This is a genomic window from Paraoerskovia marina DSM 21750 (genome assembly GCF_000701465.1).
GTDB lineage: Bacteria > Actinomycetota > Actinomycetes > Actinomycetales > Cellulomonadaceae > Paraoerskovia > Paraoerskovia marina.
This window is the reverse complement of sequence record NZ_JNIY01000003.1, coordinates 581,608-608,133: the sequence shown is the minus strand read 5'-3', so window position 1 is coordinate 608,133 and position 26,526 is coordinate 581,608. Positions and strand designations below refer to the sequence as shown.

Annotated in this window: 23 protein-coding genes; 10 read left to right on the top strand and 13 right to left on the bottom strand. The window is 69.9% G+C overall.

Going from position 1 to position 26,526, the window contains the following annotated elements; translation table 11 throughout:
* Positions 1-58: 58 nt before the first annotated feature.
* The 9 genes from Q343_RS0102905 to Q343_RS0102865 all read right to left on the bottom strand — a co-directional run bounded on the left by Q343_RS0102905 (position 59) and on the right by Q343_RS0102865 (position 10,419).
* Positions 59-1,135 carry an ABC transporter permease gene (locus tag Q343_RS0102905; RefSeq protein WP_081829573.1) on the bottom strand — a complete coding sequence of 359 codons (1,077 nt, stop codon included), beginning with the start codon at positions 1,133-1,135 and terminating at the stop codon, positions 59-61.
* The gene (locus Q343_RS0102900; protein WP_029252089.1) at positions 1,135-2,673 is read right to left on the bottom strand and encodes a sugar ABC transporter ATP-binding protein; all 1,539 of its coding nucleotides are present in this window, start codon (positions 2,671-2,673) and stop codon (positions 1,135-1,137) included. Before Q343_RS0102900 ends, Q343_RS0102905 begins: the two co-directional genes overlap by 1 nt.
* Positions 2,674-2,775: 102 nt before the next feature.
* Positions 2,776-3,786: an ABC transporter substrate-binding protein gene (locus tag Q343_RS0102895; RefSeq protein WP_029252088.1), complete on the bottom strand. Its 1,011-nt coding sequence runs from the start codon at positions 3,784-3,786 to the stop codon at positions 2,776-2,778.
* Between the two features lie 142 nt (positions 3,787-3,928).
* Positions 3,929-5,434 carry an L-arabinose isomerase gene (gene araA, locus Q343_RS0102890; RefSeq protein ID WP_029252087.1) on the bottom strand — a complete coding sequence of 502 codons (1,506 nt, stop codon included), beginning with the start codon at positions 5,432-5,434 and terminating at the stop codon, positions 3,929-3,931.
* Complete coding sequence (locus Q343_RS0102885; RefSeq protein WP_029252086.1) at positions 5,431-6,150, bottom strand: L-ribulose-5-phosphate 4-epimerase; 720 nt, start codon at positions 6,148-6,150, stop codon at positions 5,431-5,433. The genes araA and Q343_RS0102885 overlap by 4 nt, the downstream gene beginning before the upstream one ends.
* A complete protein-coding gene (locus Q343_RS0102880) occupies positions 6,147-7,748 on the bottom strand; it encodes a xylulokinase (protein WP_052366918.1) in 1,602 nt (533 codons plus the stop codon). The genes Q343_RS0102885 and Q343_RS0102880 overlap by 4 nt, the downstream gene beginning before the upstream one ends.
* 132 nt (positions 7,749-7,880) lie before the next feature.
* On the bottom strand, positions 7,881-8,891 hold the full coding sequence (locus tag Q343_RS0102875; protein WP_029252084.1) for a LacI family DNA-binding transcriptional regulator: 1,011 nt from the start codon (positions 8,889-8,891) through the stop codon (positions 7,881-7,883).
* A 26-nt stretch (positions 8,892-8,917) separates the two neighbouring features.
* A complete protein-coding gene (proC, locus tag Q343_RS0102870) occupies positions 8,918-9,754 on the bottom strand; it encodes a pyrroline-5-carboxylate reductase (RefSeq protein ID WP_029252083.1) in 837 nt (278 codons plus the stop codon).
* 32 nt (positions 9,755-9,786) lie between these two features.
* Complete coding sequence (locus Q343_RS0102865; RefSeq protein ID WP_029252082.1) at positions 9,787-10,419, bottom strand: hypothetical protein; 633 nt, start codon at positions 10,417-10,419, stop codon at positions 9,787-9,789.
* A 97-nt stretch (positions 10,420-10,516) separates the two neighbouring features.
* On the opposite strand from Q343_RS0102865, the gene radA reads away from it, so the two are divergent.
* Positions 10,517-11,956 (top strand): DNA repair protein RadA, encoded by a 1,440-nt coding sequence (gene radA / locus Q343_RS0102860; RefSeq protein WP_029252081.1) that lies wholly within the window; start codon positions 10,517-10,519, stop codon positions 11,954-11,956.
* A gap of 121 nt (positions 11,957-12,077) precedes the next feature.
* Positions 12,078-13,157, top strand: coding sequence for a DNA integrity scanning diadenylate cyclase DisA (disA, locus tag Q343_RS0102855; RefSeq protein ID WP_029252080.1), 1,080 nt, complete (start codon positions 12,078-12,080; stop codon positions 13,155-13,157).
* On the opposite strand, the gene Q343_RS0102850 is transcribed toward disA, so the two are convergent.
* Positions 13,154-13,912 carry a hypothetical protein gene (locus Q343_RS0102850; protein ID WP_155990610.1) on the bottom strand — a complete coding sequence of 253 codons (759 nt, stop codon included), beginning with the start codon at positions 13,910-13,912 and terminating at the stop codon, positions 13,154-13,156. The genes disA and Q343_RS0102850 overlap by 4 nt on opposite strands.
* Before the next feature lie 89 nt (positions 13,913-14,001).
* Between Q343_RS0102850 and Q343_RS0102845 the strand changes: the two genes are divergently transcribed.
* A complete protein-coding gene (locus Q343_RS0102845) occupies positions 14,002-14,898 on the top strand; it encodes an HhH-GPD family protein (RefSeq protein ID WP_043109176.1) in 897 nt (298 codons plus the stop codon).
* A 96-nt stretch (positions 14,899-14,994) separates the two neighbouring features.
* On the opposite strand, the gene Q343_RS0102840 is transcribed toward Q343_RS0102845, so the two are convergent.
* Positions 14,995-15,498 (bottom strand): amino-acid N-acetyltransferase, encoded by a 504-nt coding sequence (locus Q343_RS0102840; protein WP_081829572.1) that lies wholly within the window; start codon positions 15,496-15,498, stop codon positions 14,995-14,997.
* Positions 15,499-15,594: 96 nt separating this feature from the next.
* Positions 15,595-16,539, bottom strand: coding sequence for a sugar-binding transcriptional regulator (locus Q343_RS0102835; protein WP_029252076.1), 945 nt, complete (start codon positions 16,537-16,539; stop codon positions 15,595-15,597).
* Positions 16,540-16,657: 118 nt separating this feature from the next.
* Here Q343_RS0102835 and Q343_RS0102830 point away from each other — a divergent pair, with 118 nt between their 5' ends.
* The 6 genes from Q343_RS0102830 to Q343_RS14415 all read left to right on the top strand — a co-directional run bounded on the left by Q343_RS0102830 (position 16,658) and on the right by Q343_RS14415 (position 22,989).
* Complete coding sequence (locus Q343_RS0102830) at positions 16,658-18,406, top strand: glycerol-3-phosphate dehydrogenase/oxidase (RefSeq protein WP_029252075.1); 1,749 nt, start codon at positions 16,658-16,660, stop codon at positions 18,404-18,406.
* A 71-nt stretch (positions 18,407-18,477) separates the two neighbouring features.
* Positions 18,478-19,209, top strand: coding sequence for an MIP/aquaporin family protein (locus tag Q343_RS0102825; protein ID WP_029252074.1), 732 nt, complete (start codon positions 18,478-18,480; stop codon positions 19,207-19,209).
* A gap of 50 nt (positions 19,210-19,259) precedes the next feature.
* Positions 19,260-20,777, top strand: coding sequence for a glycerol kinase GlpK (gene glpK / locus Q343_RS0102820; protein ID WP_029252073.1), 1,518 nt, complete (start codon positions 19,260-19,262; stop codon positions 20,775-20,777).
* Positions 20,778-20,911: 134 nt separating this feature from the next.
* Positions 20,912-21,439 carry a TetR-like C-terminal domain-containing protein gene (locus Q343_RS0102815; RefSeq protein ID WP_155990609.1) on the top strand — a complete coding sequence of 176 codons (528 nt, stop codon included), beginning with the start codon at positions 20,912-20,914 and terminating at the stop codon, positions 21,437-21,439.
* A gap of 81 nt (positions 21,440-21,520) precedes the next feature.
* The gene (locus Q343_RS15075; RefSeq protein WP_043109173.1) at positions 21,521-22,153 is read left to right on the top strand and encodes a DUF6318 family protein; all 633 of its coding nucleotides are present in this window, start codon (positions 21,521-21,523) and stop codon (positions 22,151-22,153) included.
* Between the two features lie 32 nt (positions 22,154-22,185).
* A complete protein-coding gene (locus Q343_RS14415) occupies positions 22,186-22,989 on the top strand; it encodes a PKD domain-containing protein (RefSeq protein ID WP_155990608.1) in 804 nt (267 codons plus the stop codon).
* A gap of 30 nt (positions 22,990-23,019) precedes the next feature.
* On the opposite strand, the gene Q343_RS0102800 is transcribed toward Q343_RS14415, so the two are convergent.
* Entirely contained in the window at positions 23,020-24,492 is a 1,473-nt protein-coding gene (locus Q343_RS0102800) for an XRE family transcriptional regulator (RefSeq protein WP_029252070.1), read from the bottom strand.
* Between the two features lie 112 nt (positions 24,493-24,604).
* On the opposite strand from Q343_RS0102800, the gene Q343_RS0102795 reads away from it, so the two are divergent.
* Positions 24,605-26,506, top strand: coding sequence for a phosphoenolpyruvate carboxykinase (GTP) (locus tag Q343_RS0102795; protein ID WP_029252069.1), 1,902 nt, complete (start codon positions 24,605-24,607; stop codon positions 26,504-26,506).
* Positions 26,507-26,526: the final 20 nt, after the last annotated feature.

Here is a 26,526-nt window from a genome sequence, read left to right as displayed (position 1 = left end):
TGAGAGCGGGAGGCCGTGCGCTCCCCGGTCGGGGTCTTCTCGGGCGTGACGATCGCCATCAGGCCGCCACCTCCTCGGGTCGGGCGGCACGTCGTCGCGAACGCGCAGCGAGCTTTTCGCGCACCACCGGGGACTGCAGCAGTGTCACGGCGATCACCACCACGGCCTTGAACAGTGGCGTGACCAACGGGGAGACGCCGACGATCGTCACGGTGAGGGTCAGCGTGGTGATGATGAAGACGCCGACCAGCGTCCCCGAGAGCGAGAACTTCCCGCCCTGGAGCGACGTGCCGCCGATGACGACGGCGAGGATCGCGTCGAGCTCGATGAACAGGCCGGCGTTGTTCGCGTCGGCCGCCATCACGTTCGACGCCAGGATCAGACCCGCGAGCCCGGAGAAGAGGCCCGAGAGGGCGAACACGGTCCAGACGATCGTGCGCGCCTTCACGCCCGCGAGTCGCGACGCCGACGGGTTGATGCCCACCGACTCGACCAGCATCCCGAGCGCCGTGCGGCGGGTCAGGGCGGCCACGAGCGCGTACACGCCGAGGGCGACGAGCGCGGCGACCGGCAGACCGAGCCAGAACCCCGATCCGAGCGTCTTGAACGGCGCGCTGGTCACCGTCGTGATCTGCCCCTCGGTGATGAGCATCGCGATACCGCGGCCGGCGGTCATGAGGATGAGTGTCGCGATGATCGGCTGGATGCCCACGACCGAGACCAGGAGCCCGTTCCAGACTCCCAGGAAGAGACACAGCAGGAGGGCGATGCCCATCGCGACGAGCACCGTGGAGACGGCACCGGGGTTCGGCGAGGACGCGATGAAGCTCAGCGAGACCGCCCCCGCGATCGCGACCGTCGCACCGACCGAGAGATCGATACCACGGGTCGCGATGACCAGTGTCATACCGAGCGCCACCAGCAGCAGTGGCGCCGAGTTGCGGAGTATGTCGATCGGGGCGCCGAAGAGGTGCCCGTCGAGAACGCTGATCGCCAGGAAGTCCGGGCTGTAGACGGTGTTCGCCAGAAGAAGCACCGCCAGGGCGACGAGCGGCCAGAAGAGCGGGTGACGGACGACGCGGCTCAGGCCGCCGGAGTAGTCGGTGCGTGAACGCGTACCGGTGGTCGGGGACATCAGCGTCCTCCTCCGCTCGCAATGAGTTCGACGACGTCGTCCACACCGACGTCCTCCGAGTTGGTGATCTCCGCGACCTTCTCGCGGTCGCGCATGACGGCGATCCGGTGGCTGAGCCGCAGGACCTCCTCGAGCTCTGCCGAGATGAAGACCACGGCCATGCCCTTCGCCGCGAGGTCCGCGACGAGCTTCTGGATCTCGGCCTTCGCCCCGACGTCGATTCCACGGGTCGGCTCGTCGAGGATGAAGAGCTCTGGTGCGGTGGCGAGCCAGCGCGCGAGGAGAACCTTCTGCTGGTTGCCGCCGGAGAGGTTGCGCAGCAGGGCGTCCGGGTTGGCCGGCCGGATGTTGAGCGCGGTCATGTAGCGGTCGACGATCTCGTCCACCTGCTTCGCCGGCACCCGGCGCATCCACCCGCGTCCGGCCTGCAGACCGAGCACCATGTTCTCGCGGACCGTCAGATCGCCGACGACGCCCTCGAGCTTTCGGTCCTCCGACGAGAAGGCGATGCCCTCGGCGATCGCCGCACGAGGGTTGCGGAGCCGGGTCGGCGCGTCCTTGACGCGTGTCGTGCCCGTGTCGGCGCGGTCGGCACCGCTGAGCAGTCGTGCGACCTCGGTGCGACCGGACCCGAGCAGGCCTGCCAGCCCGACGACCTCGCCGGGGTAGACCTCGAGGTCGAAGGGTTGGACGCTGCCCTTGCGGCCGAGCCCCACGGTCTGGATGAAGGGCGCGGCTCCGTCCGTCGGGTCGACCGCGTGGTCGGTCCGCACGTGCAGGTCCTCGAGGACCTCCATGGACCGGCCGATCATCGTCGAGACGAGCTCGAGCCGTCCCATCTCGGAGACCAGGTGCTCTCCGACGAGCCGACCGTTGCGCAGCACCGTCATCCGGTCGGAGATCTCGTAGACCTGCTCGATGAAGTGGGACACGAAGAGGATCGCGACCCCGTCGTTCCGCAGCCGGCGGACGACCGCGAACAGCTGCGCGACCTCGTCGGCGTCGAGGCTCGACGTCGGCTCGTCGAGGATCAGCACCTTGGCGTCGACCACCATCGCACGACTGATCGCGACGAGCTGTTGCACGGCGATCGAGTGAGATCCGAGAGAGGACGATGGGTCGATGTCCAAGCCCATCGTCGACAGGTGGCGGGCAGCCTCACGCCGCGTCGCCCGCCAGTTGATGGCACCGAGTCGCCGAGGCTCGTGCCCGAGCATGATGTTTTCGGCGACCGAGAGGTTGTCGCACAGGTTGACCTCCTGATAGACGGTCGCAACACCTGCGTCCTGTGCCTCGCCGGGCCCGGAGAACCGGTGGGGCGTCCCGCTGACGAGGATCTCGCCGGCGTCGATCCCGTAGACGCCCGTGAGGGCCTTGATCAGGGTGGACTTCCCGGCGCCGTTCTCGCCCATCAGCGCGTGCACCTCCCCCGGGAACAGGCGGAAGTCGACCTGGTCGAGAGCCTTGACGCCGGGAAACTCGATCGAGATCCCGGTCATCTCGACGACCGGCCGCGTCGCGGTCTCGTGGTTCGTCATCGTTGACCTTCCATGGATCGCGGCGGTGCGGACGCGCCGCACCGCCGCGGTGCGGGGCCGCCGGGGCGTGGTCGGTGCCACGCCCCGGCGGGTCGGTGTGAATCAGTACTCGCGCGAGGGCAGAGCCTCGACAGCCGCCTCCTGGTCGAACGCCTCGTCCTTGACGACGATGCGCTTCTCGACGGACTCGCCGGCGATGACCTTCTTGGCGACGTCGGCCAGGTCCGGGCCGAGCAGCGGGTTGCACTCGACGATGTAGTTGATCTTTCCGTCGGCGAGCGCCTGCATGCCGTCCTTGACGGCGTCGACCGTGATGATCTTGATGTCCTCGCCGGGGACCATGCCCGCGGCCTCGATGGCCTCGATGGCCCCCAGACCCATGTCGTCGTTGTGCGCGTAGACGAGGTCGATGTCGTCGTACTTCTGGAGGAAGCCCTCCATGACCTGCTTGCCCTCGGTCCGCGTGAAGTTGCCCGTCTGCGAGTCGATGATCTCGAGGTCGCTGCCCTCGATCGCCGTCTCGAAGCCGGCCTTGCGGTCGATCGCCGGTGCGGCACCGGTGGTGCCCTGCAGCTCGACCACCTGGTAGCCCTCGCCGTCGTACTGCTCGACCGCCCATTCGCCTGCCGTCTCTCCCTCGAGGACGAAGTCGGAGCCGATGAACGACTCGTAGAGGCTGTCGTCGTCGGAGTCGACGGCACGGTCCGTCAGGATCACGGGGATGTCGGCCGCCTTGGCCTCCTCGAGGACGGCGTCCCAGCCGGTCTCGACCACGGGCGAGAAGGCCAGGACGTCCACACCCTGCTGGATGTAGGAGCGCAGGGCCTGGATCTGGTTCTCCTGCTTCTGCTGGGCGTCCGAGAAGCTGAGGTCGAACCCGTTCTCCTGGGTGAGCGTGTCCTGGATGGACTTCGTGTTGGCGGCGCGCCATCCGGACTCCGCCCCCACCTGGGAGAAGCCGATGCTGATGGTCTCCTCGGCCGCCGATCCCGTGTCCCCGCTGTCGGAGCCGGCGTCGGTGGAGGCCTGCTCCGAGCTGCAGGCAGCGAGGCCCAGAACGGCGAGGCTGGCAATCATGGCGCCGGCGGTGCGACGTCGGGTGCTGCTGAACATGTTCTCCTCCTTGAGACCCGGGGCGCGTCGGTGCGACCCGGAGGTTGTGCGATGTTGATGCTCTTTGTGAGATCCTGCTGACGATCGTGCGACGTCATGTGTGCCTCGGTCCATACCGAGGCGGTCACGATCACGTCACGGTTCACACCCCCTGAGCCAGGCGGTAGTAGACCTGGTTCCAGCGCAGCTCCTGGCGGAACGACGCCGGGGTCGTGCTCTCGTCGATGACGACGAGCTCGGAGCCCGTCATCTCGGCGAAGTCCTCGAAGACCTCGCGGCTCAGGGCCGTCGTCATCACGGTGTGGTGGGCGGCGCCCGCCATCAACCACGCCTCCGCTGAGACCTCCAGCGACGGCTCCGGCTCCCAGACCGCGTGCGCGACGGGCAGGCTCGGCAGATCGGGATGCTCCACGCACCGCACGACGTTCGCGGTGAGCCGGAACCGGTCGCGCAGGTCGCTCATCGCCACGACCAGGGCGGGCCCCGGGTCGGTGTCGAAGACGAGTCGCACCGGGTCCTCACGGTCGCCGATCCCGAGAGGGTGGATCTCCAGGCGCGGCCGGGTCGTGGTCAGCGACGGGCAGATCTCGAGCATGTGCGCCCCGAGGATCCGCTCCTCACCGGGCGTCAGGTCGTAGGTGTAGTCCTCCATGAGGCTCGCGCCTCCCGGCAGCCCGTGACCCATCACCTTGGCCAACCGGACGAGCACCGCGGTCTTCCAGTCGCCCTCGGCGCCGAACCCGTACCCGTCTGCCATCAGGCGCTGGACCGCGAGGCCCGGTAGCTGGCGGAGTCCGCCCAGGTCCTCGAACGTCGTCGTGAAGGCGGAGAACTTCCCTTCCTCCAGGAAGGACCGCAGCCCGAGCTCCTGCCGGGCGCCGTACCGCAGCGCCTCGTGCCTCGCGGCGCCGGACCGCAGCTCCGGTGCGACGTCGTAGGTCCACTCGTACTCCGCGACCAGCTTGTCCACGGCTTCGTCGGCGACGGCGTCGACCCGCTCGGCGAGCTCGGCGACGCCCCACGTGTTGACGGAGACGCCGAAGTGGATCTCCGCCTCGGTCTTGTCGCCCTCCGTGACCGCGACGTTGCGCATGTTGTCGCCGAACCGGGCGAGCCGCATCGATCGCGCCGCGTCTCGACCGACGGCGGCCCGGACCCACGAGCCGACCCGTTGCTGCACCTGCGGAGAAGAGACGTGACCGACGACCGTCTTACGCGTCATCCCGAGCCGCGTCTGGATGTACCCGAACTCCCGGTCACCGTGCGCGGCCTGGTTCAGGTTCATGAAGTCCATGTCGATCTCGGACCAGGGTAGCTCGACGTTCGCCTGCGTGTGCAGGTGCAGGAGCGGCACCGTCAGCGCCTCGAGGCCACGGATCCACATCTTCGCCGGAGAGAAGGTGTGCATCCAGACGACCACACCGACGCACGCGTCGTCGGACGACGCCGCGGTCAACGTGCGACGGATCTCCTCCGAGCTCTTGAGCACCGGCTTCCAGACGACCGAGACCGGGACGGCGTCCGCGTCGTCCAGCTCCTCCGCGATCGCGAGCGACTGGTCAGCGACCTGGGTGAGGGTCTCCGGGCCATAGAGGTCCTGCGACCCGGTGAGGAACCAGATCTCCTTGTCCTCGAACGGATTCTTCATGCGTCTTCGTCCTCTTTCCTGGTCGAGCCGGCCGAGGCCTGCCCGTAGACGTTCTGATATCGCGCGTGGAGCGCGTCGATCTGGGGCTCGGGGATCCGCGTCGGCTCTCCGAGCTCGCGGCTGACGTGCACCGCGCGGGCGACCTCCTCGCACATCGCCGCCGCCTTCACGGCCGCCCGCGCGTCCTTGCCGACCGTGAACGGCCCGTGGTTGCGCATCAGCACCGCCGGACTGCGCGACCCGCGCAGGGTCTCGACGATGCCGCGACCGATCGAGTCGTCCCCGATCAGGGCGAACGGGCCGACGGGGATGTCCCCGCCGAACTCGTCCGCCATCATCGTCAGGACGCACGGCACGGGCTCTCCGCGGGCGGCCCAGGCGGTCGCGTAGGTCGAGTGCGTGTGGACGACACCGCCGACCTCGGGCATGTGGCGGTAGACGTACGCATGGGCCGCAGTGTCCGACGACGGCGCACGTGTCCCCTCGACGAGGCGTCCGTCGAGGTCGCAGACGACCATCGAGTCGGCCGTGAGGTCTTCATACGTGACTCCCGACGGCTTGATCACCATCAGGTCGGCGCCCGGCACCCGCTCGGAGACGTTGCCCGCCGTCCAGACGACCAGGCCCCACCTCGTCAGCTCCGCGTGCAGTCGCGCCACCCGCTCTCGGGTCGCGTCGACGACCGCGCGGAGATCGTCGTTCACCAGGGCAGTCATCGGACGAGCTCCCCTGCTGCACGCGAGACGCGCGCACGGTCCATGCGGACGGCTGCACGCTCGACGTCGAGACCGGCCTCGTACCGCTGGAGGAACGTCGCGAACCCCGCGAGGTCCTCGGGGTCCGGGGCGACGACCGTCACCGGCGCTCCGGCGAAGACCTGCTCGGCAAGATAGCCCGCCAGGTCGACGCGATGCGCGTGCCCGAGATACGCGGCGAGCAACGCAGCGCCCCACGCACCCCCCTCCCCTGCACCCGCCCCGACCGAGACCGGCACACCGAGGGCAGCGGCGAGCAGACGCTGACCCGCCCCCTCCGTACGGAACAGGCCGCCGTGGGCGCGGATCGCGTCGAGCTCGACACCGTCGCGACGCAGCACCGCCATTCCCAGGCTCAGGGTGCCGAAGATGCCGTAGACCTGGGAGCGGGCGAAGTTTGCCAGCGTCAGCTCGCTCTCCGGCGAGCGCACGACCAACGGGCACCCCGCGTCGGTCCCGACGACGGGCTCTCCGGCGAGGTGGTTGTACACGAGGATCCCTGCTGCGTCGGACGCTCCGAGCAGCGCGGACCGCAGCAACACCTCATACACGTCGTCGGCTGCGACGTCGTTGCCCGTCGCGTGCGCGAACTCACGGAAGACACCCGCCCAGGCGGCGAGCTCTCCGGCGCCGTTGTTGCAGTGCACCATTGCGACGGGGGCACCCGCCGGCGTCGCGACCTGGTCGATCTCGTCGTGGACCGCAGAGAGTCCCTGCTCGAGCACCACCATGGCGAAGACGCTCGTCCCGACGCTGACGTTCCCCGTACGGGCCGCCACCGCGTTCGTCGCCACCATGCCGGTCCCGGCGTCGCCCTCGGGGGGACAGAACGGGATGCCGGGCCGCAGCCGACCCGCCGGGTCGAGCAGCAGGGCGCCCTCGTCGGTCAACCTGCCGGCGGGCTGTCCCGCCGTGAGCACGCGCGGCAGCAACTCGGAGAGGGACGGGTACTCGTGCTGCGTGGCGACGGCCGAGTCGAACAGTCGGAGCCTGTCCACGTCGTACGAGGTGGCCGCCGCGTCGACGGGGAACATCCCGGCGGCGTCGCCGATCCCGAGGACCTTCTGGCCGGTCAGGCGCCAGTGGACGTATCCGGCCAACGTGGTCAGGTGCGCCACCGCAGCCACGTGCGGCTCCTCGTCGAGGATCGCCTGGTAGGCGTGCGCGACCGACCAGCGCAGCGGGATGTTGACGCCGAGCAGCGCGGTCAGCCCGGCCGCGGCCCGGCCGGTACCGGTGTTGCGCCAGGTACGGAAGGGCGTGAGCAGGTTGTCGAACGCGTCGAATGCCAGGTAGCCGTGCATCATCGCCGAGATGCCGATCGCCCCGAAGCGGTCGGGGCGTGCGCCGTACTGGTCGTGCGCAGATTTGAGGAGTGCGCGGACGGCCGCCTGGACGCCGACCCACACCGCGTCCAACGAGTAGGTCCAGACACCGTCGACAAGCTCGTTCTCCCAGGTGTGGCTCCCGGACGCGAGCGGCGTGCCGTCGGAGTCCACGAGGCACGCCTTGATGCGCGTCGAACCGAGCTCGATGCCGAGAGCCGTACGGCCCTCCATGATCGTCGCGGCGATGCTTGCCGTGTTCACCAGGCCTCCTTGCCCGCTCGATCGTTGCCAACCGTCATCGTGTTAACGCTCACATTATGTGAGCGTTAACAATCGGATGTCAACCCCGCGGCACGACCGTGCTCAGCCCACCCGTGCCGTGCTCTCCCTGACGACGAGCTCCGGCGCGATGGCTGCGACCGAAACCGGGGCGGGCTCGGCGAGTGCCGGACCGGCCATCAACAGGTCCAGACAGGCGCGTCCCAACGTCGCGAACGGCTGACGCACGGTCGTGAGCGACGGCGCGAAGTACCGCGAACCCTCGATGTCGTCGAACCCGACGACCGAGATCTGTCCGGGCACGGAGACGCCTTGCTCCCAGAACGCGTGGAGCATCCCCAGCGCAAGCTGGTCGTTCCCGGCGAAGACCGCGGTCGTCGCCTCTCGGCCCGCGAGGTCTTCGGTCAGACGACGTCCCACGTCGTATCCGCATGCCGAGGACCAGTCACCCTGGACGAGAAGACCCTCCGGCGACACCCCGGCCGCGCCGAGCGCGTCTCTCCAGCCCTCCGTCCGTGCCCTCGCGTCGAACCAGTCGGTCGGGCCGGCCACATGGACGATCCGGCGATGACCAAGCTCGAGAAGGTGCTCGGTCGCCAGCCGCGCCCCCGCGTACTGGTCCACACCGATCGTCCGGACGACCCCGGCGCCGACCGCCGACGCGTCCGCGACGAGCACTACCGGGACCGGCGAGACGAACGTCTCGACCGCGGCCGCGACGTCGACCTGCGGCGCGATGACGACGATTCCCTCGACCCCCTGGGAGAGGAAGTGGTCGAGCACGTGGTTCATGGTCTCGGCGTCGTAGCTCGAGAGCGTCGCCACGGAGACGAAGAGCCCGACCTCTCGCGACGCCTGCTCGATCGCGATCAACGTGCTCGTCGGTCCGTAGAGCGCGGAGTCGGGTGTGACGATGCCGATCGTCCCGGAACGTCTGGTCACGAGGGCGCGTGCGGCACTGTTGCGCCGGTATCCGAGCTTCTCGATCGCGGCGAGAACTCGATCGCGGGTCTCCGGGCGAACGCTCGGGTGCTCGTTCAGCACCCGCGAGACCGTCTGGTGCGAGACGCCGGCGACCTTCGCGACGTCGGCCATCGCGGGCGCTCGCCCGGAGCTCGCCACTAGACGTCGGCCTCGAGCTCGGCCGAGAGCTCGCCCGCGCGCGCCTTTGCCGCCGTGAGCGCGTCGACGAAGGCGGCACGCACGCCGCCGCGGTCGAGCTCGCGCAACCCGGCGATCGTCGTCCCGCCGGGGGACGAGACCTTCTCGCGGAGGATCGCGGGGTGCTCGCCGGTCTCCTGGACCATCGTGGCCGCACCGAGCACGGTCTGCGCCGCCAGCTGGGCGGCGGTGGCGCGCGGGATGCCCATGAGCGTGCCCGCCTCGGACAGCGCGTCGAGCACGTAGAAGACGTACGCCGGGCCGGAGCCGGAGAGCGCCGCGACGGCCGCCTGGTCCTTCTCCGCGATGCGGATCACGAGGCCGGTCGAGGCGAGCAGCGTCTCGACGAGCTCGAGGTGCTCGTCGGTCGCGGCGACCCCGGGGCTGATGGCGCTGACACCCACGCCGATCGAGGACGGGGTGTTGGGCATCACGCGGACGAAGGGGGTCCCCTCGGGCAGGCGCTTCTCGTAGAACGCGCAGGAGAGGCCGACGGCGACGGTGAGGACGAGGGTGCCCGGGCGGACCGCCGACGAGATCTCCTCGGTCAGCGCACCGATGTCCTTCGGCTTCACGCCCAGGATCACGACGTCGGCCTCGGCCGCGGCGGCCACGTTGTCGTGCGTGGTCCGCACCCCGTGGGTGCGGGCGAGCTCGTCGGCCCGTTCAGGACGGCGCGCCGTCGCGACGACGCGCTCGGGGTCCCAGCCTGCGGAGAGGATGCCGGTGAGCACCGTCTCGCCCATGACCCCGGTGCCGAGGACCGCGATCCGTGCCTGCTCCTGCGTCTGCGTCATTCGATTCCCATCTCGTCGATCACGCCGTACCGTCAGAACGGGTACGCCGCGTAGAAGTCTTCAATGTCCTCGCTCGGGCCCGTCGCGCTGACGACGACCGTCCCGTTGCGCCACACCACGGTCCCACGACCGTCGCCGGTCGTGCGACGCGTCCACGTGCCGACGGTCTCGTCCTCGACCTCGACGACCCCCGTCGTCGCCTCCGCCTGCCCCGCGGTCTCGTCGATCACCTCGAAGGCCTCCAGCGCCTCGCTCGCCCCCGACCACTGCCCGACGACGACGTCGACGGTGTCCGCGTCCGACCCCTCGCCGTCCGCGTACGTCAGGCTCCACATCTCGACGGGACCCGTCGCGTCGAACTCGGGCTCGTTGCGCTCGTCGACGAGGACGAAGCGCAGGACCTCGTCCGGCAGGGCGGACTGCAGGGCCGTGAGGTCGTCGGCCCGGTCCACGGGGTCGACCGTGGGGGTGGTCGGGTCGGGCTCCTGCGTCTCGGACGCGGCCTCCCCGCTCGTCCCCGCGTCTCCCTCGTCGCCCCCGGTGGCCCATCCCGGCCAGACGAAGAGGAGGACAGGCAGGAGGACGAGGAGCGTCAGGAGCAGGAGGACGACCGCCCGACGACGTCGGTACACCTGCGGGCTGATCCCCGCCCGTCCGTTGCCCATCGAGCATGCCCTCCCTGGTCGCCGTGCCGAGACCGCCTCACGGCGATGCGGGCCCAGCCTAGTGCGCAGATCCGCGCGTCGGCGGCGCCACCCGGCGATGTCAGGGGGTGCGGCTAGCGTCACACGGGTGAAGAGCGCCACGAAGCAGACACGTCCCGGGTACCGGTGCACCGAGTGCGGCTGGACCACCGCCAAGTGGGTGGGCCGGTGCGGCGAGTGCCAGGTGTGGGGCAGCGTCGTCGAGGCGGGGGCGAGCACCTCGGGTCCGCGGACGACGGCGTCCCCCACCCGTGCGCCGGCGCGCCCGATCGCCGACATCGACGTGAACTCGACGCGGGCCGCACCGACCGGTATCAGCGAGCTCGACCGTGTGCTCGGTGGCGGGATCGTCCCGGGCGCGGTGGTTCTCCTGGCGGGCGAACCCGGCGTCGGGAAGTCGACGCTGCTCCTCGCGGCCGCGAGCGAGGTCGCCACCTCGGGGCGCACGGTGCTCTACGTGACGGGCGAGGAGTCCGCCGGGCAGGTACGGCTGCGAGCCGAGCGGATCGACGCGCTCGCCCCGAGGCTCCTGCTCGCCGCCGAGACCGACCTCGGCTCCGTCCTGGGGCACGTGGAGGCGGCGCAGCCCGACCTCCTGGTCGTGGACTCCGTGCAGACCATCGCGTCGGGCGAGGTCGACGGTGCTCCGGGCGGCGTATCACAGGTCCGCGAGGTCGCGGGCGCGCTGATCGCGGCCGCCAAGGAGCGCGACATGCCCGTCATCCTCGTGGGCCACGTCACGAAGGACGGCACTGTCGCCGGCCCGCGGACCCTCGAGCACCTCGTCGACGTCGTGTGCCAGTTCGAGGGCGACCGGCACTCCCGGCTGCGGTTCGTCCGTGCCGTGAAGAACCGCTACGGGCCCACCGACGAGGTGGGCTGCTTCGACCTCACGGAGACCGGGATCGTCGGACTCGCCGACCCCAGCGGCCTGTTCCTGTCGCACACGGGCGAGCCCGCACCGGGGACGTGCCTCACCGTGACGCTCGACGGGCGACGCCCGTTGGCCCTCGAGATCCAGTCCCTCGTCGTGCCGAGCTCCCTCGCCAACCCCCGGCGTACCACCGCGGGGGTGGAGTCGAGCAGGCTCGCGATGATCCTCGCCGTGATGCACCGTCACGCCGGTGTACGGCTGCACGACCACGATGTGTACGTGTCCACGATCGGCGGCGCGAAGGTCGGGGAACCCGCCGCGGATCTCGCGACCGCCATCGCCACCGTCTCCGCCAAGGAGAACCAGGCGCTGCCTCAGGGCACTCTCGCGATCGGGGAGGTCGGCCTCGCCGGGGATATCCGCCCGGTCACCGGCCTCGGACGACGGCTCAACGAGGCTGCGCGGCTCGGGTTCCGGCGCGCGGTCGTCCCGGACCGCTCCGACGTGACAGCCCCCGAGGGGCTCGAGGTGCTCCGGGCCGGCCATCTCGCCGAGGCCGTGGAACTCGCACGGAACGGGCTGCCGGCTCCAAAGCGCTCCCGGAGCGAGCCCGCGCCTTTCTAGACCCCGCCCTGACCTGCGACGTCGTGGTCCATGCGTTCACGATCCCCGCACGTCCTCCACACGATGCCCACACCTCACCCGACGGATACTCCGCGAGACACCTAGGATTCTCTCTGTGCCGATGAACCCCCGCCCTGACGACGAACGACTCCGCGCCACGCTCGCGCGCGTCGCGCCCGGGACGGAGCTCCGCGACGGTCTTGAACGAATCCTCCGCGGACGCACCGGCGCACTGATCGTGCTCGGCCTCGACCCCGTCGTCGAGTCGATCTGCTCCGGCGGGTTCGTCCTCGACGTCGAGTTCTCCGCGACCCGCCTGCGCGAGCTGTCGAAGATGGACGGCGCCGTGGTCGTCAACGACGACGCGACACGCATCCTGCGGGCAGCCGTCCAGCTGCTGCCCGACCACTCGATCGAGACGACCGAGTCCGGCACCCGGCACCGCACCGCCGAGCGCGTCGCCAAGCAAACGGGCCTGCCCGTCGTCTCCGTCAGCCAGTCGATGAACATCGTCGCGGTCTACCTGCAGAACAAGCGCTACGCGCTCGAGGACTCGGACACGATCCTCTCCCGTGCCAACCAGGCGCTCGCCACGTTGGAACGTTACCGGTCACGCCTGGACGAGGTCAGCGGCACGCTCTCCGCCCTCGAGATCGAGGACCTCGTCACCGTCCGAGACGTGTGTGCCGTCGTCCAGCGGCTCGAGATGGTCACCCGCATCTCCGACGAGATCGCGGGCTACGTCACCGAGCTCGGCAGCGACGGACGACTCCTCTCGCTCCAGCTCGACGAGCTCATGGGCGGGATCGGGGCCGACCGGGACTTCGTGATCCGCGACTACGTCGACGCCGACCGCCACGGTCGCAGTGCCGAGAGCGTCCGTGCGTCGCTCGACGCACTCACCTCGGCGCAGTTGCTCGACCTCGGCGAGATCGGACGCGTCCTGGGCATGCCCGGCGGCGGCGACGCGCTCGACGCCCCCGTCGCACCGCACGGCTACCGACTGCTGTCGAAGGTGCCGCGCCTTCCTCCGACGATCCTCGACCGGCTGGTCCGCCATTTCGGGAGCCTCCAGAAGCTCCTGGCCGCCGGCATCGAGGACCTCATGGCCGTCGACGGCGTCGGCGAGCAGCGGGCGCGTGCCGTCCGTGAGGGCCTCTCGCGCCTCGCCGAGTCGTCGATCCTCGAGCGGTACGTCTAGGACTTCTCGGCGGATTCCTCGGCCGCGGGCTCGTCCACACCGGACTTCTCGTCCTGTGCAGGAGTCTCGGCGTCGGCCTCCTTGTCCGCCTTCTCGCCCTCGGCCTCGTCGTCAGCCGGCTCCTCGGTCTTCGCCTCGGCGTTCTCGGCCGGTTCCGTCGTGGGGTCGGGCTCCGGTGCAGGCTCGAGGGTGAACGACACGGGAGGCGTCGTCGCGTCCGGGACGTCCGTCACCTCGACACGCGCGGTGTAGTCCCCCGCCGTGGCGCTCCCCGCGGCCTCGCACGACCCGTCTGTCCGCGTGAGGTCCCAGGTCACGTCGTTGGTGTCGACGTCACCCGGGCTCATCAGCAGCATCCGCTCGTCCACCGGGCAGTCGGCCGAGGACCACACGGCCCCGTCGTCGTCCGCGACCGTCACGGCCACGCCGTTCTGCGAACCGTTCACCAGGCAGGGTTGCCGGCCGACGTGCGTGACGCGCACGGCGAACCGTGGCCGGTCCCCTGCCTCGAAGCTCTCGGCAGCGGGCTGCAGGGCGAGGTCCAGGTCGTCGGCCTCGCAGGCGACGGTCGCGCTCGTCGTCGCGGGCTCCGGGGGCGCGGACTTCTCGGCGGACTCCATCGGTGACGCGTCGGCCGGGTCGGCGATCAGCGCACGGACTCCGAGGACGACGCCCACCACCACCGCGAGCGCGACGGCGAGGACGAGCAGCCGACGCACGAGGAACGTCCCCCTGCCGGGGCCTGTGGTGCTCACGACTACCTCCAAGATCTGCGTGGTGGGGACCACCGTAATCGGTCCCGCATGCCCCACCGCCCCACCGCGCCGGGCACAATGGGCCTGCCATGCCGACCACACACCGCCCCGACGTCACCGCCCGGCTCCGGACCGCCGTCGTGCGGTGGTTCGACGAGTCCGCCCGCGACCTCCCCTGGCGCGCCTCGAGCTGCTCGGCCTGGGGCGTGCTGGTCAGCGAGGTGATGCTGCAGCAGACGCCCGTCGTCCGGGTCGAGCCGCGCTGGCGCGCGTGGATGGAACGGTGGCCGACCCCGGCCGACCTTGCCGGCGCCTCGACGGCCGACGTGCTCCGCGCGTGGGACCGGCTCGGGTACCCGCGGCGCGCGCTCAGGCTCCAGGAGTGCGCGCGGGCGATCGTCGAGCGGCACGGAGGGCAGGTGCCGGCGGACGAGGAGGCCCTCGTCGCCCTGCCGGGGGTCGGCACCTACACCGCCGCGGCGGTCGCTGCCTTCGCGTTCGGGCGTCGCAGCGTGGTGGTCGACACGAACGTCCGGAGGGTGCTCGCGCGCACGATCACCGGCACGGCGCTGCCCCCACCCTCGCCCCGCGCGGAGGAGCGTCGGCTCGCGGCGTCGGTCGTGCCCGACGACGCACGGGACGCCGCACGGTGGGCGGCCGCGTCGATGGAGCTCGGTGCGGTGGTCTGCACCGCGCGGTCACCTCGCTGCGACGAGTGCCCCGTGCGGTCCCTGTGCGCCTGGAATCTCGCGGGTCGTCCCGCGGACGAGCACGCCTCCCGACGCCGCGGACAGGCCTGGGAGGGCACGGACCGCCAGGTCCGCGGTCGCGTGATGAAGATCCTCCGGGACGCCCCCGGCCCGGTCCTGACGTCCGCTCTCACCGACGTCTCGGCCGACCGCGCCCAGGCGTCCCGGTGTCTTGCCGGCCTGGTCGAGGACGGGCTGGTCGAGATCGACGGCGAGGTCGCGAGGCTCCCCGCCTGACCGACGCCGGCCACGGTGCGCCGGTCAGGAGTCGCGGTTGCCGGTTACGGGTCCGGGGTCACAGGTCGCAGGCCCTGGGCTGCCGGCACCCAGGCGTCACAGGTGGGCGAGCATCCGCGTGTTCCCCAGGGTGTTCGGCTTGACCCGCGCGAGATCCAGGAACTCCGCGACCCCGTCGTCGGGCGACCGGAGCAGCTCTGCGTAGACCTCGGGGGTCACCGCCTCGCCGGTGAGCTCGGCGAAGCCGTGCCGGCCGAAGAACTCGACCTCGAACGTCAGGCAGAAGACGCGCTGCAGACCGAGGGTCCGCGCCCGGTCGAGCAGCTCACGGACGAGGAGATGACCGAGTCCGCGACCGCGCCAGCCCGGGTCGACGGCGACCGTGCGCACCTCGGCGAGGTCTTCCCAGAGCACGTGGAGCGCCCCGCATCCCACGACGACGCCGTCGGCCTCGGCGACGAGGAACTCCTGCACGGACTCGAAGTAGACGACGAGGTCCTTGGCGAGCAGGCGTCGATCCACGGCGTACGGCTCGACGAGAGAGGCGATCGCGCGCACGTCCGCGGGCAGGGCCGGGCGGATGCTCACGATCGACTGCATATCCATGCGAGCGACTGTATACCCGAGTGCCACCGAGGGGCACGTTGTGGTCCTCCGAACCCCCGCGTGAGGACCGCAACGTACCGCTCGGCGACGCTAGTCCCCCAGCAGTCGCAGCGCCGTCGCCTCGTCGATCACGAGCGACGTGATCGTGCCGGCCGCGAGCGCCGCCCGCAGAGGGACGACCTTGTTGTCACCGGCGACCGCGCAGACCCGCCGCGGCACCGTCATGAGATCCGCGGGGCTCGGCCCGGTGGCCCGCTCGTTGAGCGCGATGTCCGAGTACGTCCCGTCCTCACGGAGAAAGACGGTGCACACGTCACCGACCACGCCCTCCTCGTCGAGCACGGCGATGTCCTCGGGCTCGAGGTAACCCGCGGAGTAGACGTGGCTCGGGAGCCCGCCCGAGAGCGCCCCGACGGAGAAGAGTGCGATGTCGGCCCGGTGCTGGACGTCGAGGACCCGCTGGATCGAGCGCTCTCTCCACATCGCCCGCTTGGTCTCGGCGTAGTCGAAGAAGGCTGGTACCGGGAAGTGGTGCGGGTGCGCCTCGAAGGCGTCGGCGAACGCGGTGACGAGGTCACCGGCGTAGTGCACCCCGGAGGTGCGGACGTTCGCGGCGCCGTTGAGCTGGACGATCGCGCTGCCGCGCGTGGGCTTGCGCGTGAGGTGCCGGGCGATCGCGACGAGCGTGGTGCCCCACGCGATGCCGACGATGGTGTCGGACTCGACCCAGGTGTCGAGGAGCCGTGCCGCCGTGCGCGCCACCTGGTCCAGCCGCTCGACCTCGGTCGCCGACTCCGGGACGGGCACCACCCAGACGTCGACGCCGAACCGGTCCTCGATCCGCTGGGCGAGCCCGGGCGCACGGCTTCCAGAAGGCCGGAGCGTGATCTCCACGAGCCCCGTCTCCCGTGCACGCTTGACCAGCCGCGACACCGTGCTGCGCGAGGTGTGCAGATGTTTGGCTATCGCCTCCATCTTCATGTCCTGCAGGTAATACATGGATGCCGCCCGCAGGACGTCCTGCTCCCGGTCGATTGATCCCAACCCCTCACCACGGTTCGCACTGCACATGTGTGCACACCGGTTGCGCGCACGTTCCAACCGTGGTCACGTTAACCCGTACCAGGCAGTAACACCTGACGGAGGAGAACCGATGGCGTCCGCACGACTCACCACCCATTCACGCCAGCAGGCCCTCGACGCGCTAGAGGCGAGCTCGGCCCCCAGCGAGGAGCTCGACGTGCTCGTCATCGGTGGCGGAGTCACGGGCGCCGGGATCGCCCTCGACGCGGCGACGCGCGGACTCTCGACCGGGATCGTCGAGTCCCAGGACTGGGCCTCCGGAACCTCGAGCCGCTCCTCCAAGCTCGTGCACGGAGGACTCCGGTACCTCCAGATGCTCGACTTCAACCTCGTCCACGAGGCACTGACCGAGCGCGACCTCCTGCTCAAGACGATCGCGCCGCACCTGGTCAAGCCCGTCGCCTTCCTCTACCCGCTCGAGCACCGTGTCTGGGAGCGCGCCTATGTCGGCACCGGCATCGCGATGTACGACACGCTCGCGAGCCTCGCGTCCGGCAAGCGCGCCCTCCCGCTGCACCGCCACGTCTCCAAGCGCGGCATGGAGCGCAAGTTCCCCGACCTCGCCCACGACGCCGCGATCGGCGCGGTCCAGTACTGGGACGCCACCGTCGACGACGCCCGTCTCGTCACCACCCTCGTCCGCACGGCCGCCTCGTACGGCGCCCACGCGGCGTCGCGCACCCAGGTCGTCGAGCTGACCAAGGGGGCGACCGGGACCGTCAACGGCGCCGTCGTCGTCGACCTCGAGACCGGTCGCGAGATCACCGTCCGCGCCCGCTCCGTGATCAACGCGACCGGCGTCTGGACCGAGGACACCGAGGCACTGTCGGGTGACGAGGGCGGCCTCAAGGTGCTCGCGTCCAAGGGCATCCACATCGTCGTGCCCCGCGAGCGCATCAAGGGTCAGGTCGGCCTGATCCTGCAGACCGAGAAGTCGGTCCTCTTCGTCATCCCGTGGTCGCGCTACTGGGTGATCGGCACCACCGACACCCCGTGGGAGCAGGAGCTCACGCACCCCGTCGCGACGTCGGCCGACATCGACTACGTCATCGAGCACGCGAACGCGGTGCTCGCCAAGCCGCTGACCCGCGAGGACGTGATCGGGACGTGGGCCGGGCTGCGCCCGCTGCTGCAGCCGGGCACCAAGGAGGGCACCAGCTCGTCCAAGGTGTCGCGCGAGCACACGGTGGCAAGCCCCACGCCCGGCCTCACCGTCATCGCGGGCGGCAAGCTGACGACCTACCGCGTCATGGCCGAGGACGCCGTCGACTTCGCGATCGGTCAGCGCGCCTCGGCCCTCCCGTCCATCACGGACCAGATCCCGCTCGCGGGCGCCGTCGGTCTCAAGGCCGTCCAGCGCCAGGCCCGCACGTGGGCACACCGCTACGGCTGGACCACGCAGATGGTCGACCACCTGCTGCACCGGTACGGCTCCAACCTCCGCGAGATCGTCGAGCTGTGCCAGCAGGACCCGTCGCTGGCCAAGACGCTCGAGGCCACCGACGCCTACCTGCGCGCCGAGATCCTCTACGCCGCCACTCACGAGGGCGCCGTCCACCTCGAGGACATCCTCCTCCACCGCACACGCATCAACTACGAGGTGCCCGACCGTGGGGTCTCGGCGCTGCAGGAGATCGCCGACCTCGTCGCCCCGGAGCTCGGGTGGGACGAGGGCCGGAAGACCCAGGAGATCGAGTCCTACACCGCACGAGCCGCGGCAGAAGATGCCGCAGAGAAGGAACCAGATGACGCGAGCGCCGAGCGCACCCGCCTCGACGCCCCTGATATCGCACCGTTCAAGCCACTTCGCACCAACTGACAACCTCACGCCGCACCTGCGCGGCGTGACGCAACTCCGACGACGAAGTCGACACGAAAGAGAGACTGACAATGGACGTCTGGTCCGACCTGATCCTTCCCGAGTTCTTGGGAACGATGATGCTGCTCCTGCTCGGTGCCGGTGTGGTGGCCAATGCCATCCTGCCCAAGACGAAGGGTGAGGGCGGCGGCTGGCTGATGATCAACTTCGGCTGGGGCCTCGGTGTCTTCGCCGGTGTGTACGTCGCGTTCTCGACCGGCGCGCACATCAACCCCGCCGTCACGTTCGGCATCTGGGCCTCGGGCGCCGAGGAGTTCGCCCCCGGCATCCCCGTCACCGCGGCGAACGGGTTCTGGTACGTCACCGCACAGATCGCCGGTGCCGCGGTCGGTGCGACCCTCGCGTTCCTCGCCTACAAGAAGCACTTCGACGAGCAGGCCGACCCCGCCGTCAAGCTCGGTGTCTTCTCCACCGGTCCGGAGCTGCGCTCGTACGGATGGAACTTCGTCACCGAGGTCATCGCGACCTTCACGCTCGTGTTCGTCGTCCTGAGCTTCGGCAACTCGCCCGTCGACCTGGGCCCGCTCGCCGTCGCCCTCCTCGTGGTCGGCATCGGTGCCTCGATCGGTGGACCGACCGGATACGCCATCAACCCGGCACGTGACTTCGGTCCCCGTATCGCGCACGCCCTGCTCCCGATCAAGGGCAAGGGTTCCAGCGACTGGGCCTACTCGTGGGTCCCGATCGCCGGACCGCTCGTCGGCGGTGGCGTCGCAGGTCTTCTCGCCGGCGCCATCTACTGATCCGTCCCCTGACACACGATCCATCAACGCTGAAGGACTGAGGAAAAACCATGGCTGACTACGTTCTCGCCATCGACCAGGGCACGACCAGCTCCCGCGCCATCGTCTTCGACCACTCCGGGTCGATCGTCTCGACCGGCCAGCTCGAGCACGACCAGATCTTCCCCAAGGCGGGATGGGTCGAGCACAACCCCGAGCAGATCTGGAACAACGTCCGCGAAGCCGTCGGCCTCGCGCTGACGCGCGGCGACGTCACCCACCAGGACATCGCCGCCGTCGGCATCACCAACCAGCGCGAGACCGCCGTCGTGTGGGACAAGAACACCGGCAAGCCCGTGTACAACGCGATCGTGTGGCAGGACACGCGGACGCAGAAGATCGTCGACGAGCTCGGCGGCGACGAGGGCGCGGAGAAGTACAAGGCGATCGTCGGCCTGCCGCTGGCCACCTACTTCGCCGGACCCAAGGTCAAGTGGATCCTCGACAACGTCGAGGGCGCCCGGGAGAAGGCCGAGAACGGCGACCTGCTCTTCGGCACCACCGACACCTGGGTGCTGTGGAACATGACCGGCGGTCCCGACGGCGGTGTGCACGTCACCGACGTCACCAACGCCTCGCGCACCATGCTGATGGACCTCGACACGCTCTCCTGGCGTGAGGACATCGCCGCAGACATGGGCATCCCGATGTCGATGCTGCCGGAGATCAAGTCCTCGTCCGAGGTCTACGGCAAGGGCCGCGAGCGCGGCATGGTCCCCGGCGTCCCGATCGCGGGCATCCTCGGCGACCAGCAGGCGGCGACCTTCGGGCAGGCCTGCTTCGAGGTCGGCCAGGCCAAGAACACCTACGGCACCGGCAACTTCATGCTGATCAACACGGGCACAGAGAAGGTCATGAGCGAGAACGGCCTGCTCACCACCCTCTGCTACAAGATCGGCGACAACGACGCGGTCTACGCCCTCGAGGGTTCGATCGCCGTCACCGGCTCGCTGGTGCAGTGGCTGCGCGACAACCTCGGCCTGTTCGAGGACGCGCCCGACGTCGAGTGGCTGGCCGGAAAGGTCGAGGACAACGGCGGGGCGTACTTCGTCCCGGCGTTCTCCGGCCTCTTCGCCCCGTACTGGCGCTCCGACGCCCGCGGTGCGCTCGTCGGACTGACCCGCTTCGTCAACCGCAACCACATCGCCCGCGCAGCTCTCGAGTCGACGGCCTTCCAGACCCGCGAGGTGCTCGACGCGATGAACGCCGACTCGGGCGTGGACCTCAAGGAGCTGCGCGTCGACGGCGGCATGGTCGCCAACGAGTTGCTCATGCAGTTCCAGGCCGACCAGCTCGGTGTCGACGTCGTCCGTCCCAAGGTGGCCGAGACGACGGCGCTCGGTGCCGCGTACGCTGCTGGGATCGCCGTCGGATTCTGGAGCGGTGAGCAGGATGTCATCGACAACTGGGCCGAGGGCAAGCGCTGGTCCCCGTCGATGGACGAGGGGGAGCGCGAGCGTCTCTACCGCAACTGGAAGAAGGCAGTGACGAAGACGATGGACTGGGTCGACGACGACGTCGAGCAGTAGCACCGGAGCCCGCTAGCCAGGGGTCGACACCCCTCCGAAGGCCGTCCGGAATCTGCCGGACGGCCTTCGGCGTGTGAAAGGACAACTCGATGGACCCGCGTTCTGAGCGCACCGTACGACTTCTTCAGGATGCCGTGACGACTCTCGTGTCGGAACGCGACCTCGGCGATATCTCGGTCTCGGCGCTGGCTGCGGCGGCCGAGGTGAACCGCAGCTCGTTCTACCAGCACTACGAGCGCATCGAGGACGTGCTCGCGGACGCCCTCGACCGTGAGCTCGAGGCGGTCGACGCCGACTTCCGGGTCGTCGACCCGCGACCGCACACCCCGCCCCCCGAGACCCTGGTCCGGTACCTGACCGTCGTGGACGAGAACCGCACCCTGTATCGCCGGGCCCTCGGCGCGCACGGGTCCCCCCAGGCGCTGTCGAGACTCCTCCATCGGCTGGAGGGCTCCACCAAGCGTGCGCTCACGGCGCTCAGCGGCAGCCACACCACCGTCGACATCCCGATCGACGTGATCGCGGCGGCGACCGCGGGCAGTGTGCTCGGGATGATCGTCCACTGGGTCGAGTCGGACGATCCCGCGTCCGTCGACCAGGAGGCCCGGTGGATCTGGTCGTACCTGACCGAGGAGCGCCTGACGCACCAGGTGCGCCCCTGACCCGAGTTATCCACAACCCCTCGGCAGGTGGGTGGCGATTCTCGCTACCGTGCGCGGACTGTCGCCTGCTGAGGAGTTCCCATGCGCGTCCGACGTCGCACGCTCGCCCTTGCCCTTCCCGTCGCTGTGATCCTCGGTTTGGGAGGCTGTTCGTCCGACGACGAACCCGAGCCCGGTTCGGGTGTCACCACGAGTGCGGCACCGACCGCGTCGGAGCCCGAGCCGACCGAACCAGCCGAGAGCCCCGAGCCGGAACCGACCGAGACCGGACCGACGCCGCCGCCACGCCCGGCGGCGATGGACGACACTGGCAAGAAGGGCGCACAGGCTGCGGCAAAGCACTTCATCGCGCTGACGGAGTACTCCGCAATATCAGGCGACTCAAGATCACTTCGTGCGATGACGTATTCCTCCACATGCACGACATGCAAAGCATTCATCACCGAGGCAGAAGAGATCAAGTCGAACGGATACATCGTGAGCGGCGGGAAGAACGACCTGACGAACATCACGGTGAGCGACCGCGATCAGTTGACAGGCGGGTACGCCGTACTCGCAGCGTTCAACTCCGAGGAGATGACGATCTCTGAGGCCGGGGGCGAGGCCGTGCACGTCTATGACGGAGATTCGGGAAACGTCCAGATCGACGTTGTACACGACGGCGATGACTGGCGCGTGATGGCGCTGGTCACCGACCAAGGCCGTGCCAAGTGAAGGCGGCGCTCTTCATCCTGATTGCCAGTGCCGTGCTTCCTTTCGACGGCCGCCTCGACGGGTTCTCGACGGACGAATCGGTCGTCGTCAGCGTTGATGAGTCCACCGTCTACCGCACCGTTCCCGCTAGCAATGCGCCCGCAACGAGCCGGTTCCACCGCTTCCCGGTCTTCGCGTGCATCGATCCCGAGGCCCAGCGGTCCGCCGAGATCGCAGCGACCTGCGCCGCAGCACTGACCCTGGGCGACCTACCCGAGTGCACCGACGACGAGATCCTCCTCGACCCGCTCTTCATCTCCACCCGCGACAACCACACCGCCCCCTGGAGCACCTGGACCCTGGCCTCGGGCCCCGAGTGCATCGGCCCCGCCGACCTCGCCGACGAAGCCGCCCGCGCCTTCCACGAGATGCAGATCCACCCCGCAACTCTCAACGTCCAACCACCCAACGGCTGGACCATCGTCCACTTCGACACCATCGTCCACACCGACAACCCCGACGAAGCCGCCCAAGAAACCACCACCGAGCTCCTCGGCATCCCCGTCCAGATCCGCGCCCAACCCGCCGAGTACACCTGGGACTTCGGCGACGGCACCACCCAGACCACCACCGACCCCGGCAAGCCCTACCCCGACCACACCATCACCCACCAATACACGGCCCTGCAGACCTACACCGTCACCCTGACCACCCAATGGACCGGCCAGTACCGCATCGCCGGAGCCACCACCTGGACCGACGTGCCCGGCACCGCCACCACCACCTCCACCAGCAACCCCCTCGACGTCCTCGAACTCACACCACGACTCGTCACCGACCCCCTCGCCCAGTACTGACAACGAACCGAGCGCGCAGCACCGCCGGTGCTACGCCTCGCCGTCCTGGGGTTCGGCCGGCGCATGCCGCTCGAGGAACCGGTACACCTCCGCGTCGTCGACGCCGGGGAACGCCCCGCGCGGCAGGGCGGCGAGCACCTGCTGGTGCATCCGGGCGCTCGGCCAGGCCGCCGGGGCCCATCGTTCCGCGGCGTCGCCCTCGGGGCGTCGGCAGCACGCCTCGTCCGGGCAGGTGGACGAGTGACGCACGGTGGTGTCGCGCCCGCGGAACCACTTGGCCGAGGAGAAGGGGGTGCCGACGGTGATCGAGAACTCTCCGCCGGTCGTCGAGCCGGTCTGGGTCGAGCACCAGAACGTGCCCGCGGGGGTGTCGGTGTACTGGTAGGACTCGGTGGCCCGGTCGCGGTGCCCGAACCCGACCCGGGCCGCCCACCACCGGCAGACCATCTGCCCCTCGATCGCGCCCGTCACGTCGGCGGGCAGCGGGAGGCCGTCGTTCGCGTACCCGCGAAAGAGCGCTCCGTCGTCCCCGACGCGCAGGAAGTGGACGGGGATCTGCAGGTGCCGGGTCGCGAGGTTGGTGAACCGCTGTGCCGCGGCCTCGTGGGTGACGCCGAACGCGTCACGGAAGTCCTCGACAGCGAGGTCGCGAGCCCGTTTGCGGTCTTCGAGGAACTCGACGGCTGCGGTCTCCGGCATCAGGCAGCATGCGGCGAAGTAGGTGATCTCGACGCGCTGTCGCAGGAAGTCCGCGTACGACGTCGGACGCTCGTGGCCGAGCACCCGGTGCGCGATGGCCTGGAGCGCCAGCGACCGGAGTCCGTGACCGCCGGGGATCGACGCCGGCGGGAGGTAGATCCGCCCGTTGGCGAGATCGGTGACCGTCCGGGTGGAGTGCGGCAGGTCGGCGACGTGGATGATCGTGAACCCGAGCTGCTCGGCCATCCGTGCGACGGTGCGGTGCGTGAGCGGACCGTTCAGGTAGCCCGCCTCGCGTGACATCGCCTCGGCGTGCGCCTCGATGTCCGGCAGGTAGTTGTCCCGGGCCTGGCGCTCGAGCCGAAGCTCGGTGTTCGCCCGGCGCGCCTCCTCCGGCGTCGCGATCGCCTCGGTCGCTCGTCGCTGGAGCTCACGGTGCAGGCCCACGAGGTTCTCGAGCACGGCGAGCGGCATCCGTCGGCTGCTCGGCACCGGCGGCAGGCCGAGCGTCGCGTAGAGGGGGCCACGTTGCGCCCGGTCGAGCTCGATCTCCAGGCCGGCACGGTGCGACGGAGCCTCGTCGGTCAGCAGGTCGGGCACGGAGACGTCGACCGCGGTGGCGATCTGGTGGAGGAGAGTCAGCCGCGGCTCACGCCTGCCGTTCTCGATCATCGACAGGAGGCTCGGGGCGACCCCCACCTCGGCACCGAGCGCATCAAGAGTGAGCCCGCGTGCGGTGCGATGGTGCCGGATACGTCGGCCGAGGGTGATCAGATCCGTCTGGTTCGACTTCTCGGGCGTCATGGATTCACTGTAGAGAAAGATCCGCAATTCTTCACAGCGAGATTCGCCAACATGAGCCTCCTTCAGCACGCAGAGTGGTCTGCAAGGCACCGATTCACGACCGGAGGACACCATGAGCATGACCGCGAACCCTCGCCGCACCCGCAGCGTGACGCTGACCGAGGAAGCGCCCACGGCCACCGCCGGGTCCGCCTTCCGTCGATCGACCGGGCTCGCGGACGCGATCGCGTGGGTCGACTCGATCGCGGCGCTCACCAAGCCGGACCGAGTCGTCTGGTGCAACGGCTCCGCGGAGGAGCGGGAGCAGCTGTCGGCGGAGCTCGTCGAGGCGGGCACCTTCATCCCGCTCGACCCCGAGCTGCGCCCGGGTTCCTTCCTCGCCCGGTCCGACCCGTCCGACGTCGCGCGCGTCGAGTCGCGGACGTTCATCTGCTCCGAGGACGAGAAGGACGCCGGCCCGACGAACAACTGGCGCGAGCCCGACGTCATGCGCGCAGAGCTCCGAGGCGTCTTCGACGGCGCGATGCGGGGCCGGACAATGTACGTCGTGCCGTTCTCGATGGGTCCGGTCGGCGGACCGATCTCCCAGGTCGGTATCGAGGTCACGGACTCCCCCTACGTCGTCGTGAGCATGGGGATCATGACGCGCATGGGCCGCGAGGTCCTCGGCCTGATCGAGGACGGCGCGCGGTGGGTGCCCGCCGTCCACTCCGTCGGAGCGCCGCTCGAGGAGGAGCAGGACGACGTCGCGTGGCCGTGCAACGACCTCAAGTACATCGTGCACTTCCCCGAGTCTCGCGAGATCTGGTCGTACGGCTCCGGGTACGGCGGCAACGCGCTGCTGGGCAAGAAGTGCTTCGCGCTCCGGATCGCCTCAGCGATGGCCCGGGACGAGGGATGGCTCGCCGAGCACATGCTCGTCATCCGTGCGACGTCGCCCGAGGGCAACACGTACCACCTCACCGCGGCCTTCCCGTCGGCCTGCGGGAAGACGAACCTCGCGATGCTGCAGCCCACGATCCCCGGCTGGAAGGTCGAGACGATCGGCGACGACATCGCCTGGCTCCGCCCCGGCCCGGAGGGCCGGCTGCGTGCGATCAACCCGGAGGCGGGCTTCTTCGGCGTCGCACCCGGCACCGGCATCGACACCAACCCGACGGCCGTCGGCACGTTCGACCGCGACACGATCTTCACGAACGTCGCGCTGACCGACGACGGCGACGTGTGGTGGGAGGGCCTGACACCCGAGGCCCCGGAGCACCTGACCGACTGGAAGGGCGAGAGCTGGACGCCCGCCGACGGGGAGTCCGGCCGTCCCGCCGCACACCCGAACTCTCGCTTCACCGTCGCCGCCGCCCAGTGCCCCTCGATCGCGGACACGTGGGACGACCCCGCCGGCGTCCCGATCGACGCGATCATCTTCGGTGGACGACGTGCCACCAACGTCCCGCTCGTCACGCAGGCGTTCGACTGGTCGCACGGCGTCTTCATGGGCGCGACGATCTCCTCCGAGCGCACCGCCGCCGCCGAGGGAACACTCGGGGAGCTTCGCCGCGACCCGTTCGCCATGCTGCCGTTCTGCGGGTACAACATGGCCGACCACTGGTCGCACTGGCTCCGGGTGGGCGCGTCACTCGACGCCGACAAGCGCCCCAAGATCTTCAACGTCAACTGGTTCCGCCGAGGCGACGACGGCTCGTTCCTGTGGCCGGGGTTCGGTGAGAACTCCCGCGTCGTCGAGTGGATCGCCCGTCAGGTCGACCGGGCGCGTGGCGACCGGACCGACGTCGGCGCGGTCACCTCGCCCGTCGGCCTCGTGCCCGCCCCGGGAGCACTGAACGTCGACGGCCTGGACCTGACCGAGGAGGCCCTCGACGCCCTCTTCGACGTTCCCGCCGAGCAGTGGTTGGCCGAGGCGGACCTCACCGAGGAGTTCTTCGGCCTCTTCGGTGACCGGACCCCGGCAGCGCTGCAGGACCAGCTCGTGCGGCTGCGGGCTCGCCTGCGCCGCTGACGCCGGATGCCGGACCAGCG